The 17,292-nt window shown below is 42.5% G+C and carries 15 protein-coding genes; 5 read left to right on the forward strand and 10 right to left on the reverse strand.

Translation table 11 applies throughout. From position 1 onward, the window contains the following. Positions 1 to 1,080, forward strand: a complete 1,080-nt coding sequence (locus CTT30_RS20185) for an alpha/beta hydrolase (RefSeq protein WP_252036793.1) — start codon at positions 1 to 3, stop codon at positions 1,078 to 1,080. A gap of 127 nt (positions 1,081 to 1,207) precedes the next feature. Here the strand turns inward: CTT30_RS20185 and CTT30_RS20190 are convergent, their stop codons facing one another. Further along, positions 1,208 to 2,140: a LysR family transcriptional regulator gene (locus CTT30_RS20190; RefSeq protein ID WP_252036794.1), complete on the reverse strand. Its 933-nt coding sequence runs from the start codon at positions 2,138 to 2,140 to the stop codon at positions 1,208 to 1,210. A 262-nt stretch (positions 2,141 to 2,402) separates the two neighbouring features. Between CTT30_RS20190 and CTT30_RS20195 the strand changes: the two genes are divergently transcribed. Both CTT30_RS20195 and CTT30_RS20200 read left to right on the forward strand, forming a co-directional pair. Then, entirely contained in the window at positions 2,403 to 4,244 is a 1,842-nt protein-coding gene (locus CTT30_RS20195) for a 2-oxoacid:acceptor oxidoreductase subunit alpha (RefSeq protein WP_252036795.1), read from the forward strand. Then, positions 4,234 to 5,232 carry a 2-oxoacid:ferredoxin oxidoreductase subunit beta gene (locus CTT30_RS20200; protein WP_252036796.1) on the forward strand — a complete coding sequence of 333 codons (999 nt, stop codon included), beginning with the start codon at positions 4,234 to 4,236 and terminating at the stop codon, positions 5,230 to 5,232. The genes CTT30_RS20195 and CTT30_RS20200 overlap by 11 nt, the downstream gene beginning before the upstream one ends. A 131-nt stretch (positions 5,233 to 5,363) precedes the next feature. Here the strand turns inward: CTT30_RS20200 and CTT30_RS20205 are convergent, their stop codons facing one another. Continuing rightward, positions 5,364 to 6,002 (reverse strand): CatB-related O-acetyltransferase, encoded by a 639-nt coding sequence (locus CTT30_RS20205; protein WP_252036797.1) that lies wholly within the window; start codon positions 6,000 to 6,002, stop codon positions 5,364 to 5,366. Between the two features lie 202 nt (positions 6,003 to 6,204). Continuing rightward, positions 6,205 to 7,356, reverse strand: a complete 1,152-nt coding sequence (ampC, locus tag CTT30_RS20210; protein WP_252036798.1) for a class C beta-lactamase — start codon at positions 7,354 to 7,356, stop codon at positions 6,205 to 6,207. Between the two features lie 319 nt (positions 7,357 to 7,675). On the opposite strand from ampC, the gene bla reads away from it, so the two are divergent. Further along, a complete protein-coding gene (gene bla / locus CTT30_RS20215; RefSeq protein ID WP_252036799.1) occupies positions 7,676 to 8,542 on the forward strand; it encodes a class A beta-lactamase in 867 nt (288 codons plus the stop codon). A 59-nt stretch (positions 8,543 to 8,601) separates the two neighbouring features. Beyond that, on the forward strand, positions 8,602 to 9,174 hold the full coding sequence (locus CTT30_RS20220) for a helix-turn-helix domain-containing protein (RefSeq protein WP_252036800.1): 573 nt from the start codon (positions 8,602 to 8,604) through the stop codon (positions 9,172 to 9,174). An 87-nt stretch (positions 9,175 to 9,261) separates the two neighbouring features. On the opposite strand, the gene CTT30_RS20225 is transcribed toward CTT30_RS20220, so the two are convergent. The 7 genes from CTT30_RS20225 to CTT30_RS20255 all read right to left on the reverse strand — a co-directional run bounded on the left by CTT30_RS20225 (position 9,262) and on the right by CTT30_RS20255 (position 17,166). Beyond that, entirely contained in the window at positions 9,262 to 9,963 is a 702-nt protein-coding gene (locus tag CTT30_RS20225; protein WP_252036801.1) for a response regulator transcription factor, read from the reverse strand. Positions 9,964 to 10,280: 317 nt separating this feature from the next. Further along, on the reverse strand, positions 10,281 to 10,991 hold the full coding sequence (locus CTT30_RS20230) for a methyltransferase domain-containing protein (protein WP_239863860.1): 711 nt from the start codon (positions 10,989 to 10,991) through the stop codon (positions 10,281 to 10,283). Positions 10,992 to 11,229: 238 nt separating this feature from the next. After that, the gene (locus CTT30_RS20235) at positions 11,230 to 11,700 is read right to left on the reverse strand and encodes a GNAT family N-acetyltransferase (RefSeq protein ID WP_252036802.1); all 471 of its coding nucleotides are present in this window, start codon (positions 11,698 to 11,700) and stop codon (positions 11,230 to 11,232) included. A gap of 1,079 nt (positions 11,701 to 12,779) precedes the next feature. Further along, positions 12,780 to 13,826: a GMP reductase gene (locus tag CTT30_RS20240; protein ID WP_252036803.1), complete on the reverse strand. Its 1,047-nt coding sequence runs from the start codon at positions 13,824 to 13,826 to the stop codon at positions 12,780 to 12,782. 343 nt (positions 13,827 to 14,169) lie between these two features. Then, positions 14,170 to 15,648, reverse strand: a complete 1,479-nt coding sequence (locus CTT30_RS20245; protein ID WP_252036804.1) for an NAD(P)H-hydrate dehydratase — start codon at positions 15,646 to 15,648, stop codon at positions 14,170 to 14,172. 70 nt (positions 15,649 to 15,718) lie between these two features. Beyond that, positions 15,719 to 16,162: a PAS domain-containing protein gene (locus CTT30_RS20250; RefSeq protein WP_239863853.1), complete on the reverse strand. Its 444-nt coding sequence runs from the start codon at positions 16,160 to 16,162 to the stop codon at positions 15,719 to 15,721. Beyond that, a complete protein-coding gene (locus CTT30_RS20255) occupies positions 16,162 to 17,166 on the reverse strand; it encodes a response regulator (protein WP_239874504.1) in 1,005 nt (334 codons plus the stop codon). Before CTT30_RS20255 ends, CTT30_RS20250 begins: the two co-directional genes overlap by 1 nt. Positions 17,167 to 17,292 lie beyond the last annotated feature (126 nt).

The raw sequence follows: 17,292 nt of genomic DNA on the forward strand, positions 1-17,292 counted from the left end.
ATGCAAAGTTTAATCTCGTATTCATTAGTGAGAAACATACTTCTTTCTACAACCGCACTGTTATACGCTTCTGGTTGTGCTGCAGACACAACAGGCTTAGACAAATTCCCTATCCCAAGTGCTGCTAGCGAAGAGCTACAAAACGCCATAAAGCAAGGTTACGTTTACCCTAAAGAAGTTACGGCGAGCAAACCAACCAATGAGCAAGAATGGCAAGAGCTAATTGAAACTATTGATGGAGCAGGGATCACGTTAGAAAATTTAGAAGACTGGTTCGGAATTGAAGCAACAGAGCGTAATATGGGAGGCGTACTGACCTATGAGCTCTCCCCACCACAAGCAGACAAGACAGAACCGCAATCTGTTTTCTTATATCTGCATGGCGGTGCCTATGTGTTTAATTCAGGCCCTCTTGGTGCGTATGAAGGCGCACTCATTGCTGCATCAGCCAATATAAAGGTTATTGCTGTGGATTACAGAATGCCTCCAAGCCACCCTTACCCTGCTGCACTCAATGACGCTATTCAGGTATATAAAAGCCTGTTGAATCAATACCCAGCTAACAAAATCGCAATTGGCGGTTCCTCTGCCGGTGCTGGGCTAAGTATGGCGGCACTACAAAAATTCCAAGTAATGGGGCTGCCAATGCCTGGAGCCTTATATGCAGGTTCACCTTGGTCAGATCTCTCTGACAGCAGCGACACGCTCCATACTTTAGATGGGATTGACCGCGTATTAAACACTTACGATGGGTGGCTAGAAGCTTCCGCTTTGTTGTATGCAAATGGCACAGATCTAAAGACACCATACCTGTCACCAATATATGGTAGCTTTGAAAACTACCCGCCCACTTACTTAGTCAGTGGCACACGAGACCTACTGTTAAGTGACACACTAAGAACACACCGAAAACTGCTGGAAAAAGAAATCCCAGTGGAGCTACACATCTTAGAAGGGCTTTCACATGTTGAATACACAATGATTCCCAACTCCCCTGAGGGGCAGCAAGTGTATCAAGGCCTCGCCAAGTTCTTAAAATCGAATCTTAAGTGCCCCCCTGACTTCAAGAACGTAGAGTGAAACCCACACCCGTTATGTTTTCACGAGCATAACGGGTATTTTGAAATCGTCAGAGTTTGAAATTAAGTACAGTCATGCATTGAACGCATGACAACGAATTGAAAGCTGGGATATTCACTTATTGCGCTTAACCACCTCGGTACATCCAACTACTGTTCATAGACTCGCCCTGCTCTTCTAGCTTTTCAACCACATAGTCAATAAACACTTTCACTTTAGCAGGCACAAAGTCACGACACGGATAGTATAGGTATACAGCCTGTTCTGGGTTTCTTTGTGGTTGCGACACTAATACCAGCTTTCCTTCTTGGACTAAATCTCGCGCAAGGTAATGAGGCATATAAGCGATACCCGCTCCAAGGCTAGCCAATGTGGCCATCGCGTATCCGTTATCTACAGTGATTTGGTATTCTGGATTGATTTCTATCTGTTGCCCGTTGAACGTCATCACCATGGTCAGTAAACGCCCAGATTGTTTAAAGCGATACATGATCCATTTGTGTTCATTTAGCTGTTCAACGCTATCAGGCCGCCCTTTTTCCCGTAAGTACTCTGGGCTGGCAAACATGCCTAAATCAATAGGACATAAACGTCTAGCAATGAGGTTGCTGTCATTCAGCTTTCCGCTTCGTACGGCGATGTCCATGCCACTTTCCAGTATGTCGGTATATTCATCCGAAAAGCTAAGATCCAGCTTCACCTCTGGATAAAGACGACAAAACTCGGGCATCAGAGGAGCAATATAGTGCTGGCCGAATGAAAGAGGGAGATTCACTCGAAGTGTCCCCGAAGGTGAACTCGTACTCTGAGCTAATTGTTCCTCACTGTTTTTAAGAAGATCGACCACTTCTCTTGCCGTGTTTAGGTAATTAAAACCAGCTTCAGTGAGCTTTACCTGACGCGTTGTGCGGTGAATCAAGCGAACACCCAAGTTTTGCTCTAACCTGGCAATGGCTTTACTGATGGTCGAAGGTGACTGCCCGAGCTGATTCGCAGCCGAGGTGAAGTTGCCTAAATCAACGACTGATATAAACAGTTTTAATAAATTTAATTTATCCATACCGACCAATAATTAGTGAAATAAGTTCACATCTAATGTGATGAAAAATGTATTTCTGTGCCCCGTGATCTTTCCTAGTATACCGTGACATGGCTCAATTCCACACCTTAACATTTTTGCTTTTAGGCTAGATATCTCATAAGTCAGCACTGCACTACACCTTGAAAATTCAGAGTTGTATTCGTCCTTGCCGCTTATTGCTTTTCTGGTCAAAAAATCGCAACACCTATACCTATATTGAACAGTGAAAGTCAGAGGTTTTATGACGATAATTCAACTTGAACGCGAAGTCATTTGTTTTGCCGGAGACTCAGGGGATGGTATCCAGTTGCTAGGAGAGCGCTTTTCAGATAACTCATCAAAGCAAGGTAATGATGTAATGACATTACCTGACTACCCAGCAGAAATACGCGCTCCGGCCGGTACCACATCGGGTGTGTCAGCTTTCCAAATGCAGTTCGCTTCTTCCGAGATATTTACACCGGGCGATGAATTTTCCGTCTTGATTGCTTTAAACGCAGCGGCACTGAAAAGCAAGATTTCACAGTTAGCCTGTGGCGGACTCGTCCTTATTGATGTGGATGGCTTTAATAACAAGAATCTTGAGCTTGCCGGATACCAATCTGATCCATTAACCGATGACAGTTTGGCAAACTACCGGGTCATTGCCGACAGCTTTACTCGCTTGACAGTGCAATCGCTTGCTGAGCTGAATATTGCGCCAAAAATAGTTAAGCGCAGTAAGAATTTCTTTATGCTTGGTATTGTGTGCTGGATTTATAATCGCCCAATGGCGCCAACCATCCAGTGGTTGAATGATAAGTTCTCTGATAGACCACAAGCTCGTGAGGCGAACATCCTGGCACTAAAATCCGGATTCAATTACGCCGATACCACAGAAATATTCAGTGAATGCTATCAAGTTGCCCCCGTGGCTGAAAAGCATGGTCTCTACCGCACAGTATCTGGCAATGAGGCTTTATCATTAGGCTTGATATGCGCCGCCGAAAAGCTAAAACGTCCATTGTTCTTGGGTTCATACCCCATAACACCAGCATCTGATATTCTCCATACCTTGTCTCGCTACGCGCACTTTGGTGTTACAACTTTCCAAGCCGAAGATGAAATTGCTGCCGCTTGCTCAGCTTTAGGCGCATCTTATGCCGGAGGTCTTGGCGTGACATCAACATCTGGGCCCGGGTTATGCTTAAAAACAGAAACCATTAACCTTGCTGTCATGGCTGAATTACCACTTGTGGTTGTTAATGTTCAGCGCGGTGGCCCTTCAACAGGGTTGCCAACCAAAACCGAGCAATCCGATTTATTGCTTTCTTTATATGGCAGGAACGGAGATTCTCCACTGCCCGTTCTGGCTGCCGCGTCACCTGCGGATTGTTTTGAAATGGCCTTAGAAGCAAGTCGTATTGCTACAACCTTTATGACACCTGTAATTTTATTAAGTGATGGTTATCTAGCTAATGGTTCAGAGTCATGGCTCATCCCTAACCCTGACGATATCACTTTAAGTCCGAAAACGTCACATTCAGACTCAACACCATTTCAGCCCTATATGCGTGATGAGGTCTACCTCAGCCGCGAATGGGTGACTCCAGGAACCCAAAATAAAATGCACCGCATTGGAGGGTTAGAAAAACAATCAATCACAGGTGAGCCTTCTCACGATCCCGAAAATCATCAACGTATGACCGAGGAAAGAGCCCACAAAATTAGTAATATCCAACATTTCATACCAGAGCAGTCATTAGTCGGGCACCTTCAAGATTCTGTTTTAGTCATTAGTTGGGGCGGCACTCAGGGCACAATAGCAACCGCAATATCACAACTAAGAAAGCAAGGCGCCTCAGTGGCTCATGCCCATATCCAATACCTCAACCCTTTTCCTGCAAACCTCGCGGACATCATCAGTCAGTATGAGCACATAATCGTCTTCGAACTTAATAATCAGCAGTTAGTTAATGTCATTCGAGCTCAATTTTCCACTGACGCACACAGCATCACTCAAGTTAAGGGGCTGCCATTTAAGGTTCAAGATGTCATAGATTCGATTCAGCATTACCAAGAGGAAATCAAACATGAAGACTAATGAACTCAACCGCAAAGATTTCGCGTCTGATGTTGAAGTGAAGTGGTGTCGTGGGTGCGGCGACTTCAATGTTCTAAAAACCATGCAGTCAGTACTCGCAAAATCGGGACGGTCCCGAGAGAATACCGTCTTCATTTCTGGTATCGGGTGTTCTTCTCGCTTTCCTTACTATTTGGAAACTTATGGGTTTCACACTATTCACGGCAGAGCGCCAGCGATAGCGACAGGTGTTAAGGCGACCAATCCAGATCTGGATGTGTGGGTCGTGACCGGTGACGGTGATGCGTTAAGTATTGGAGGTAATCACTTTATCCACGCAATTAGACGCAACCAAGATATTAAGATCTTGCTATTTAATAACGCGGTTTATGGGTTAACGAAAGGGCAATACTCTCCAACCAGTGAGCAAGGGTTTGTTTCCAAATCAAGCCCAGAGGGATCGCCTGACCAAACACTAAAACCATTGGCCGTAGCAGCGTCTGCAGGTGCCACTTTCCTTGCACGAACCTCTGACAATGATCCTACCCATATGACCATGGTTCTAGAAGCCGCTGCCGCCCATACTGGAACAGCGGTTGTTGAAATATTACAGAACTGCGTTATTTTCAATGACAAAGTCCATGAGCCCTATAACGGGCCAGCAAATAGGAATGAACATTTGCTTTACCTCAAGGAAAATGAACCCTTATTGTATGGCAGACACCATTCCAAAGCACTGACCAACAAAGGGTTTGGGTTTGAGGTTGTGGAATCCGATACTACTAATCTTCTGATGCACTTACCGAATAATGATAACCCAAACTATGCTTATGCTCTGGCTAACTTGAGTTATCCTGAATTTCCTGTTCCAGTCGGTGTTTTGCGGTCAGTTAACCGCCCAACCTATGACCAAGTGATTCGTCATCAACAACGAGCAGCCGTTGAGAAACATGGCCAAGGTGATCTGCTCACTCTGCTTAAACACAACAGTTACCAACGTGTGTGTTGACCCTATTGAAAATCGGCAAGCCAGCCCTAACTGGCTTGTTTGATAATCATATTTAAGGCTCAAAAACAAACAAAGGAGGCGAATATATTCAGCCTCCTTTGTTTGATCAAAAAATAATGGTGGTCTTGTGTTCAGCTTGCTCTGCTATCATATTCTGCGCTGGCTTTTTTCAAACCTTCAATGTCATCTGAACATAGTAACCTTTTTAAGCTTTCAATTTTATCTGCCGGCCAGTCATATACTTTCAACGCCATTAACTCATCAATGGTTTCTTTGGTGAAACGATATCTTACATGCTGAGCGGGTGAACCTGCCACCATACTATAAGGCTCTACATCCTTAGTAACTACGCTATTTGCAGCAATAACCGCCCCTTCCCCAATATTGACACCCGGCATGATCATGGCTCTCATGCCGATCCATACTCCATCACCAATATGTGTATCGCCTTTTCCGACATACGCCTCTTCGATAAAGTCCATAAACGGATATAAACATAGCCAGTCTGCTCTGTGGGTACTATTACCACCCATCACGATCACAACCTCAGGCGCAATACACACGAAGTCACCGATATGTAACTTATCAACCTTCCATTTTAATTCCCAATCTCGGCTGCCCTCATCACCTTGTAAATATCTGACGACAGACTCTTCAAACCCTGCATCCCAGCAGTCGCTGTAATAGCTGTGTTTACCCTTAATAGTGATATTAGGGTTCGTCACAACTTCATGCAGCAAAGTGGTCTTCGACCAGTGCTTGGTTTTCATTTTAACTCCAGATTTAAATAAATTTTCTACTCAATAGTACAAATAACTTCTACCACGTCAATATGTATACCGACTGCTCAAATTACTTAGTATGTAACTCATCCCTGTATGGATCTTTTGTCGGTTCAATATCGGGTAATGAGAGAGTGTATGTGAGCAAGCTCAACGTTACTTTAAGCTGTTAACGTTGAGCGCTTTCTATCTATTGAGTGATAGCGCTAATAATGTCGTAAGCCGCTTCCACTCTTTCATTAATTGGATAGCTTTTATTGGCTAGAATCACCACTCCAATTTTTTCAGAGGGTACATACGCCACATACGCGCCAAAACCACCTGTTGAGCCTGTCTTGTTGACCCAAGCAGCACCTCCTAGTTTACTAGATTGGCTTTCAGTAACTGGATTAGAAGCGAACATAATCTCTCTTGAGTTCCCCTTTAATAAATCTTGAAGTGAAACCGGGTAGTCATAACTCTCCCAACCAACGGCTTGGGTGAATGGGCCAACATCAAAATACCCTTTATGTGTGCTTTCTATCGCCTTCTCGATATCATCACTTAGAGATATTTTTCCCATATTCGCTTCGATAAAGTGAAGCATATCCGCACTAGTCGATTTAATACCATAAGCTTCAGCGTCAAGCACTCCTGGGCTTACTCGCACTGCTTCATTCTTTGCATTATATCCAAAGGCATATTTGTGCGTTAAATTGCTAGGAACATTTACGAACGTATTGGCCATTCCAAGTTTAGGGAGAATAACCTTTTCCATCATTTCAGCGTAGTCAGCCTTCATACTCAAGGCTCCGATATAACCATACAAACCGATGCTAGGGTTTGAATACCTCCGCTGTTCACCTGCTTCAAACTCAGGCTGCCAAGATTGGTAATAATTGATCATGCCCTGATGATCGGTCACTTCACTAGGAAATTGAAGAGGTAGCCCACCCGCAGTATAGGTGGCGATGTGTAGTAACTTAGCCTCTCCTAGAGGGCTACCATTCAGCTCTGGCATGTAAGCCGAAACTTTATCCCCCATATTCAACTTACCCTTTTGCTCGGCATAGCCAGCCAAAGTTGCCGCGAAAGTCTTACTCACTGAACCCAACTCAAAGATGGTTTCATTGGTTACCGGGCTGTTGGTTTCTTTATCGGCAACACCATAATCGTAATAGTAACGTTCACCATCTACCGTGACTGCCACAGCCAAGCCTGGGATATCATATTCCTTCATCAGCTCTGCTGCATTTTCATCTACGATATTTTTTAATTTGCTATCTATGGTCGCTTCAGAGCTCGCAAAAGCCGTAAAAGTACTTAACGAACAAATAGTGGCTAACGTGATGTGCAATTTCATTCTTTTCTTCATCATCTTCTCAATTTTTAAATGTTATCTGCCGCGAGCTCAGACAACTAAGGGTTACTTCGGAAAAACATTTTAAGTCGTTACCAGAAGGACAAGCATGCACGACTAATTTACATCCTTGGTCGGCCTGACAAGCCATCTATTCAATAAAGCTTGCTAAACTTAGATCTCCCTCCACATAAAAAAAATAGGAATAATCCTAATTTTACAAAATCACCTCACTAAGGGGTTTCGCTGTATTGAGGAATCGATGTAGGCTGTGATTCAAGAATCACTGGCTCCCATTCATTAAAATGCGAAATAACTAGTTATGAAAAAACCTTACAGCTATACATCGGCGCGCTTAGCCGTTCTATCAACTTGTTTATTGATGTCAACAAACGCACTAGCGTCTGATTTGGAGGAGAGAGTTCAATATTATGAGCAAAAAGGATGGGAAGTCGGGGTCACGATTTTAGATACGAGCTCAAACGAAATGGAGTCTATAAATGGTGACACGCGATTTCATTTCAACAGCACTATCAAAGTCTTAGCGTGCGCAAATGTATTATATAAAGTCGATCATCAGCAATTGTCGCTTGATGATAGCATCAAGTTGAGTAAAGAAGATATCGTAGAGTACTCTCCAATCACTCAAGATTATGTAGGGAAAGACTTTTCCTTGAAACAAGCCTGTGATGCCACAACAGCATATAGTGATAACACAGCGGCTAACTATGCAATATCCGCCGTTGGTGGCCCACTGAGCTTAACAAAGTTTATGCGTTCAATAGGGGACGAGACATTCCGCTCCGATCGATACGAACCGGATTTGACTCTCAACGTGGCTGGTGATGACAGGGACACAACCACCACCAATGCAATGACAAAAAGCTTACAAGAACTCTTGCTTGGTGAGACGCTTTCTGACACATCAAAGCAGCAGCTGTTAGCTTGGATGGAAGGAAACAAAGTCGCAGATGGACTACTTAGGGCCTCTTTGCCTCAAGGATGGCAAATCGCGGATCGCTCCGGTGCAAGCAGTTATGGTGTCCGAGGAATCATTTCCATGGCGTGGTCTGATACTCGCTCCCCACTGCTCATTTCGATGTATGTGAGAAAAGGTGAAACATCCCTTGAGGAGCGAGACAAAGTTGTTGCGGATTTGGGGGAAGTAATATTCAATAAGTATCAATAACTCTTAAATAGCCCAGAATCGAATATTCTCTCTGGGCTTACTTACATACAGTAATCGTTATGAAAGTTGATGGTAATAAACTTAAAGAGATTCGAGAAAAGCGATTATTGACTCAAGAGAGTCTTGCTATGATGAGTGGCTTGAGTATTCGTACTATCCAAAGAGTAGAGAAAACAGGTATAGCATCCAAAGAAACTATTCAATCTCTACAAGCCACTTTAGACATTAACACTCTTACACTATTACCGAAATCAAAAAATAATATTGAAACCCATCGAGCTCTAAAAATAGTAACAATATTATTCTTCACTCTAGCTTTAAATTGCGACTCATATAACCTATATCCGAAAATCATTTATACAAAAAGTCAATTCTTAGACAACCAAGGTAACCATATTATGTCTGGAGGTGTAGAATTAAGCTTTAAGAACAGTGAATTAAGCACTATTTCCTCTGATTCCATAGTTGTCCATAATGATTATATAGTGACTGGTAAAAACACTGAGTTAGAATTTAAGAGCTCTACATTTCAATCCGATGAATCCATTATAAATTTCCAATTTTCGGAATCTAGATTTTATAGCGACCTATTAACCCATCCTTTACCGACCAAAAATGAGATAGAAGAGTAAGTTACCTAAAGTGTGCTAATTCAGATTCGATCTAAACTTCCGCTTTACTCTGCTAGTTCAGAGCTAAATTAGTACAGGATAGTAGGTTTATTCTTGTCTATCTATCTCTTTAAATTCTATTTGGTAAAGCTCTTTATCACTACTCACACCGAGTTTTTTCATAGCATTTACCTTTTGTGTGCTGATTGTTTTAATGCTCCGAGAAAACTTAGCAGCGATTTCAGACACAGTCATTCCGGAAATTAAGCATCGGATTACTTCTCTCTCTCGGGTGGTGAGCTCACCTTGTTTAATCAGCGGGGTCATCTGCAATGATGTATGAGAAGAGCCATTATTGAGGCTTAGAGAAACACCCCTATTTTCAGAGATTTGTTCTGCCATATTTCGTTCTAAATACAGCTTTCCCTTACAGACCATTTTGACTGCTTTAATCAGTTCTTCTTGGCTTTGATGTTTCCCAACAAATCCTTTTGCCCCAGCACGTAACGCTAACGAAACGATACCTGTATTAAAATGACTGGACATGACTATGATTTTGACACTTGGAAATTTCGCGTGAATAGAACGAACTAAATTAGCACCATCGTTCTCATCGGGTGTCAGCTCATAATCAGCAACAAGCACATCTGGTAGGTTATGGATAAAGCTTTTAAGCAATTCACTACTTTTTGTATAGGTACCAAGGATAGTGAAGCTTTCTTCATTAGTTAAGTAGGACTTGATACCCTGTAATACGAGTTCATGATCATCCAGTATTGCTATTTTTATCTTTGAAGCGACACTTGCCACGCTCAGCTTCCCCTACACAAGCAATGGTTAATTATCTGAAATTATAAGCAATTTTAACACTTTACTAAAGAGATAATAGTATCTAAGTTGAACAAGGACAAAGAAATTTCTTTAAAATCAAGTAGGTTTTTATCCTTCCCTGTGAGGGTCAGTGTACTTAACAAAAGATTACAACTGCATACTTGTCATAATTAAGAAGTGCTGATCAAACATTGGTTTTAAGTGTCACTTTCTATTGGAGTGACAACCTCATGTTTTTAATCACAAAGGGCTATCTTTATTAGCTGCCAACTGTGGATAAATTAATAGCATTACTCTCAACAAACCGTCTTTTTCAAAACACATATGTAAAGATCTTTAGTATCTATCAGGTCAGATACTATTAGTTTGGTGTCTGAAATTAACTCTTGAATTTCTGTTATGCTAGTGGGTAAAGTGTTCGGCACAATGAACTTATTACTCAGATGAAGGTGTTCAACAAAGTCGGACCCAAGAGGATGACTGATTACAATAATGCCATGATTACTCAACATATTTGACATGTTCTTTAACGCAGCCGTTTGGTTTAAAAAGTTTCCAAAGCAAGCATTACAATATATCACATCAAATGCTACTGGATTAACAAAGCTAGATATATCTCCCTGATGAGTATAGACATGTGGATATTGAGACTGAACGATTCTCAGTTGATTGTAGGACAAGTCCAAAGCATGCAGACAAATATTTTGGAATGCATCTTCTATATATTTAATCAGCACTCCTGAACCTGTCCCGACATCTAAGATATTAAGAGCATCAGTGTGTTTTTCTTCCAAGTACTTTTGAGGGCTAAAAGCAATATCTTGCAGCCTTAATTCCGTAAACCCCGGTCTAGATTCTTCTGATGCGTACCAGTGAGACTCTTTATCAAAAAATAAGGCTTGATTATTGATAAACTCTTCACTTGATACGCTACTAGATAGATTCTGGCATTCAAACTCTGAGTGTTTACTCAAAATTTCATCTATATGCTCTTTTTCTTTCATCATTCTCACTTATCAATATGAAACATCATAAAATCTAGCTTTAAGATAATAGCTAACATGAAAACGATTAAAATAAGATTATTCTTATTTTTATTAATTTTAATATATAAAAAGAGCCGCTAATAACGGCCCTAATCAGTTAGTGTTTCAATATTTTAATAAATATAGTTCAATAATATTATTCATCATAATTTACAAAAATAATAAAACCACACCCTCTCACACTTAGATAATATATCACTTAATTTTGATTTTCTCTTCGTAATAGGCCTTTGTAAGCACCAGGGACGGAACCTTCAATTTCGATAGCATTAACAGAGCGCTCATAAAATTCTTTTGGGCCAGCCTTTCCTACAAATGCATAGCAATGGCCTTGATCCTTCATGCAATTGAGAGCTTTATGCAGAAGCAACTCTCCAATGCCTCGACCTCTCATCGCCTCACTCACGCCAGTGGGGCCAAAGAAACCTTTAAAAGTGGTGTCGTAACAAGCAAAACCCACTACATTTCCATTTTGAATGGCAACCAAACAACGAACAGGATGTTGTGATAAGGCAAACTCGACTTCACTTACCCAATATTCACTAAAGTGTTTTCGAACAAAATCGACAACTATATGCCTCTCCGGCACCATAGCAGGTCGAATCAGTACATCACTTGGGCAAGTTCGTTCTAACTGGGGCATATCATACAACTTAACTAATAGATCCATAGCTCCTCCAATAATTCTGCACCAGCATAATTACAAAAGATCTAATGTTCATCTACTGTGTGACATTTTGGATTTTCATTCTGTGACCCGCCTACCAATGAACTTTGATAAGTAAGACGAAAGTTATTACCCAGCCTAATTCAATTTAAAGTTAAAGGATTGAAACAGATAGATAAAACCAGCCAAACAACTCAACAGCCAACGCATACCTTCCCTACTCAAAGTATTTCCATCAACCCAGTCTATTTAAAATCACCCTAACATTTAAATCTGTAATGCATTAATATCCTTCTCAAATAAAGACTAAGCTGAGAAAAATCAATGAAAAAACTATTAGCTATACTAGCCACAACTCTATTCACCATCCCTTCTGTTGCATCTGAGGGTGAGGTTCACTGGACCGCTACTGTATACAGGGTAACGGCTATGGAAAACGAAAGTGTGTGGATTGGTCTCAAAGACCATACCAATCCAAATCCGGCATCTTCAGAATGGAAATGTGGACATGACATTGTGTGGCTCAGCTCAAATAACAAGCCTAGTCCCAAAGCTATGCTCTCCACAGCATTAACTGCCTATTCTACACAGAAACCCGTTCGGATAGGTGTCACACAAAACAGCGGATTATGCGAAGCAAGATATCTTAGTGCAAGAGAATAACTTGAACCACACCTAAAGTTTAATCTTCTAAAGTCCACATTCACTACGCCAAGCTTAAGCTTGGCGTTTTCTTTAGAAGGGATTACTTGTCTGATGCCTTCCTTTATCTTGTTTAATTTTCAAACTACTTTCGACGATCTCGGGGAGCTGGATTAAAGCCACCGCTTATTTTCACCTACTCCAATTAGACCTTTGTGAAGTTCTTCCCATCTTTTAGCCTTATGTGTAACCTAATACCATTCAAATTGTTTTTGATTAGGTAGCGTAATAAACAGTGTAAGTAGATAGACAGAGCCGGAGAAGCTGAGTGAACATATATAGATATTACTCTTTATAGTTGTCGCCACTTAACAATTTTCAGGCAAAAAAAGAGCCGCAAAATGCGGCTCTTAATATTTCGAGTTTTCAGAAGTGCAGGATTACTTCTCTTTACCGAAAACGTTGTTCTCTTGCTCTTGTACACGGATGAAAGTCGTACGCTTAGTTAGCTCTTTAAGCTTTGCTGCGCCTACGTAGGTACAAGTTGAACGCACGCCACCAAGGATGTCTGAGATAGTGCCGTGAACACTGCCACGGAATGGTAATAGTACGGTTTTTCCTTCAGCTGCGCGGTACTTTGCAACACCGCCTGAGTGCTTATCCATAGCAGACTGAGAAGACATGCCATAGAACTTCATAAATGTCTCACCGTCTTTCTCAACAAGTTCACCGCCTGACTCTTCGTGGCCGGCAAGCATACCACCTAGCATAACGAAATCAGCGCCGCCGCCGAAGGCTTTTGCTACATCACCTGCGCATGAACAGCCACCGTCACCGATGATCATGCCGCCTAGGCCATGCGCAGCATCACCACATTCGATGATGGCTGAAAGCTGAGGATAACCCACACCTGTCTTAACGCGAGTGGTACATACAGAGCCGGGACCAATACCCACTTTCACTATATCCGCGCCTGCGAGGATAAGTTCTTCACACATATCGCCAGTCACAACGTTACCTGCGGAGATCACTTTATCAGGAAAGGCTGCACGCACTTTTTCTACGTACTCGACTAAGTGCTCTGAATAGCCGTTGGCGATATCAATACATATGAAAATGAGGTCATCACTTAACGCCATGATGTCTTGAGTCTTTTGAAAGTCAGCCTCAGAAGTACCAGTTGAGACAAATACATTGTTCAATGTGCTCTGATCGGCTGATTCTACGAAATCAGCCCACTGCTCAACAGTGTAGTGTTTATGAATTGCAGTCATCACACCATGTTCAGCTAGAGCTTCTGCCATCGCGAAGCTACCCACTGAGTCCATGTTTGCCGCAATTACCGGTGTGCCAGACCATTGACGACCACTATGCTTGAATGTAAAATCGCGGGTTAATTCAACTTGAGAACGACTTTTAAGGGTGGAACGCTTCGGGCGGAACAGTACATCTTTAAAGCCTAACTTAAGTTCTTGTTCGATACGCATGATAAATTTTCCTGTAAGCAAATTTACGTGTCGTGCGTTTTCGGTAAACGTTGGCAGACGTTTTACTGAGTTTCGGACACAAAAAAACCGGAGCGTTGGCAGACGCTCCGGTTTTCAGCATTATAGGCTGGGATTTATTTCCCGCAAGACTGATATTTGCATTTTTTTTGTGATACCATCTTGTCATCTTGCAAATCCGATTCCCCCATACCATCCCTTTCGCCAAAAGAAACTCCAACAAACAAAGACTTAGAGTCTACTGATAAAAATTCATCACGCATCCCGCAATCGTTTTCCGAAATCGTTCACTTCATTGTTTTTGGTGAAAAAGGTTGTATTGGGTTTATGTGTTCACCAAATAACGAATATGAGGCAGTAAATCGCTTGCACAAAGGCCTCGTTCACCGTTGATTTCAGCCTCTCTGTCAGCGGCTTGGCTATGTATCATCACACCTTTTACTGCCGCACTGATCAAACTTTCTCCCTGTGCTAGCAGACCAAGGATCGCACCAGTAAGAACATCCCCCATTCCTCCAGTCGCCATTCCCGGATTGCCTGCATTGCAAATATAGGTTTTTTGTCCATCACAAATGAGCGTTCCTGCCCCCTTTAAAACGATGACACCACCATATTTCTTGTGCAGCTTGCGTACTGCATTGAATCTATCACTTTCTATAGCTTGAACTGAGCACCCTAAAAGCCGAGAGGCTTCACCTGGATGGGGGGTCAGGATTCGATTAGGGTCATAATTTGCTTTTTCTGCAAGCAAGTTAAGAGCATCTGCATCAAACACTTTATTCAATGTGGTATCAACAACGGCTTTATACATCTTCTTTGCAGACGCATCCGTACCTAGACCAGGGCCAATGGCAAAACAGTTACACCACTGGTTCAACCTCAACGCATTAACCTTGTTATCCAGCCATGATGATGCCATAACCTCTGGACATGACACTAAAGCAGGTAGTGTATGATCCGGATGGGTAAGTAATGCAGTCAAACCTGCCCCGACCCGTTGACATGCCAATACAGAAAGTACCGCCGCTCCTCCCATTCCTTGATTGCCTCCCACAAGCGTCACTTTGCCATGCAAACCTTTGTGCGCACTTCTTGATCGAGAAAGCATTGGTGCATAATCTTCTACTCTATTAAGCAGCTGCGCAGACGGAGCATTCTGTTGTTCAAATGCACCTTCCACTCCTAGTCCTCGAAAATGCACTATTCCCGTATAATCCCGAGCTTGCCCTGTAAACAACCCCTGCTTTAGCCCGATAAAAGATACCGTATGGTCAGCCTTAAGGCAGTTTCCTAGCACTTGCCCTGTATTGCTGGAAAGGCCAGAAGGAACATCCACTGAGACAATGGGGGTATCGTTCTGATTGAGTTTATTAATAACCAAAAGAAGGTGCGCTCTAACAGAGCCAGAAAGGCCCGTGCCAAGCAAAGCATCCACAATGCAGTCATAGTTAAGCTTTGAATCTAGGTCCGGCACCTCAACACACCCGCCAACTGCACTAAAGTCTTGGTATGCCTGTAGTGCATCACCTTTGAGTTTGCTATGCTCGACACTTTGCCAGACCGTCACTCGCCACCCAGCTTCAATCGCCAATCTACCCACCACATAACCGTCTCCCCCATTGTTTCCTCCTCCACACACAACCAGAATACTTTGGCATGTGGGGTATTGTTCTTGGATCAATTCGAAGACGGCACGACCAGCACGAATCATTAGTTGATATAAAGTTACTGATTGGCTTTTCGCGGCAACCACTTCACCTGCTTTCACCTGCTCTGCGCGATAAAGAGGAATGGGGGATGACATGGGGACTCCTTAAGATAAAAATAAAGCCAGACAGATTCTGGCTTTATACATACATTAGGCTAAATTCACTCTACTTAACTTGATTCAGCGAAACCAAAGCCTCAGCCGTTGCATCTTGAATGGATAGGAACATTGAGCGAATGTCACCTGTCGGCGTTCTCATCGGGTTGAGTGTGATATTTTGGTACATAAAATCCGCTTGCTGTGTCACAGGTCTTACGTTTCGGCATTTGAATAAGTACGGACGCTGTTGCCATGTAATGAAGCTCCGACATCCTAAATCATAAACAGGCTTGCTCTTTAATTTAAACCAGTCTTCAGGTATCTCAGAAAACAGTTCAAACAGTGACTTATCTATCGCATCATGAGCCTGAACTCCACTATGGTGAGTCATAAAGCCATTCCAAACTTGAACTTTATACTCACGATCAACCACAATCAGCCCGAGATCGACATTTTGCACCATATCCACCATCCAGTGGAATTGCTCAAATTCGGCAGGAAGGTTAAGCATCAAAAGTCCTCCATCAAGTAAGATAACTTGTTGTCGAGCAATGGAAGAGACTCATCAACAAACATAAACAATAGATCACAGCGGATGGAGGTCCCATCGATGTTGTAACTCACCTCAAACGTCATGGTTTTCTTAAACGATCCCGTTGTCGATTGGATAACTGAATCGATCGAAATATGTTGACCGAGCAATACTGGTGAACTTTGGAAAAAACGAACCTCTGCCTGCTTGCCTAATCCATTCAAGAAAGAACCGACGAGAATATTTGACACATCCATCAACAGCTCTAACTCTTCCAGCTCTTCGCTATCAGCCGGGACTTTCATTAATTTTTTTAAATCACAAACACTGGAATCACTGAGCAAGACCAATGCTTCTCCGGCAATGCCTTCTCCACTGAAGCCTTGGCAAACTCCCGACACCTGATCGTTCTCAGCCAAATCACGCAGCGCCATATGCAATTCACTAACTTCGAAGATATTAACATTAGGAAGAGGAAGGTGTACGAAGACATCAAAGTGCCGAGCAAGGGCATCAGCCGCTCTACCGATAGAGACGTTGGCCACTTCCATATAAATATCGCGTCGACGTAATACGGGTAAATCAACAGACACAGGCGTGACTATTTGTGGCTGAGTGGGCTTTTCAACTAACTCTTTTAATACAGCGTTTAACGCGTCTTTATCGATCGGTTTTTGTATAAAAGCTTTGGCCCCAAGAGCCATGACCCGCTCTTTCGCTTTAGGCTGAATATCGCCGGAAACCACCACAACTTGTATGTTGATATCACGATTGCCTATCTCTTCTAACGTACCAAAGCCATCAAGCTCAGGCATGGTTAAGTCGAGAAACATCAATTTAAAGTCGTTCTGTTCTAGTTGTTCTAGTGCATCCAGCCCATGGACGGCAAAAGTAATCTCTGCATTCAAAGAAGCAGGTAATGAACGCGCCATTTGCTTTCGGGCTAACGCAGAGTCGTCACAGATAAGGACAGGAAAAGCCATGCATATACCTACTGCTATTCTTGTTACTAATAGTTTAAGTGTAACAGATAGTTAACTCATCAGACACGAATCCAACGAGATAAAACACATCTGATATGAGAACTCCGATCAGACAGTGTGATGTTG

Origin of the sequence: Vibrio coralliilyticus (genome assembly GCF_024449095.1) — a bacterium.
Classification (GTDB): Bacteria; Pseudomonadota; Gammaproteobacteria; order Enterobacterales; family Vibrionaceae; genus Vibrio; species Vibrio coralliilyticus_A.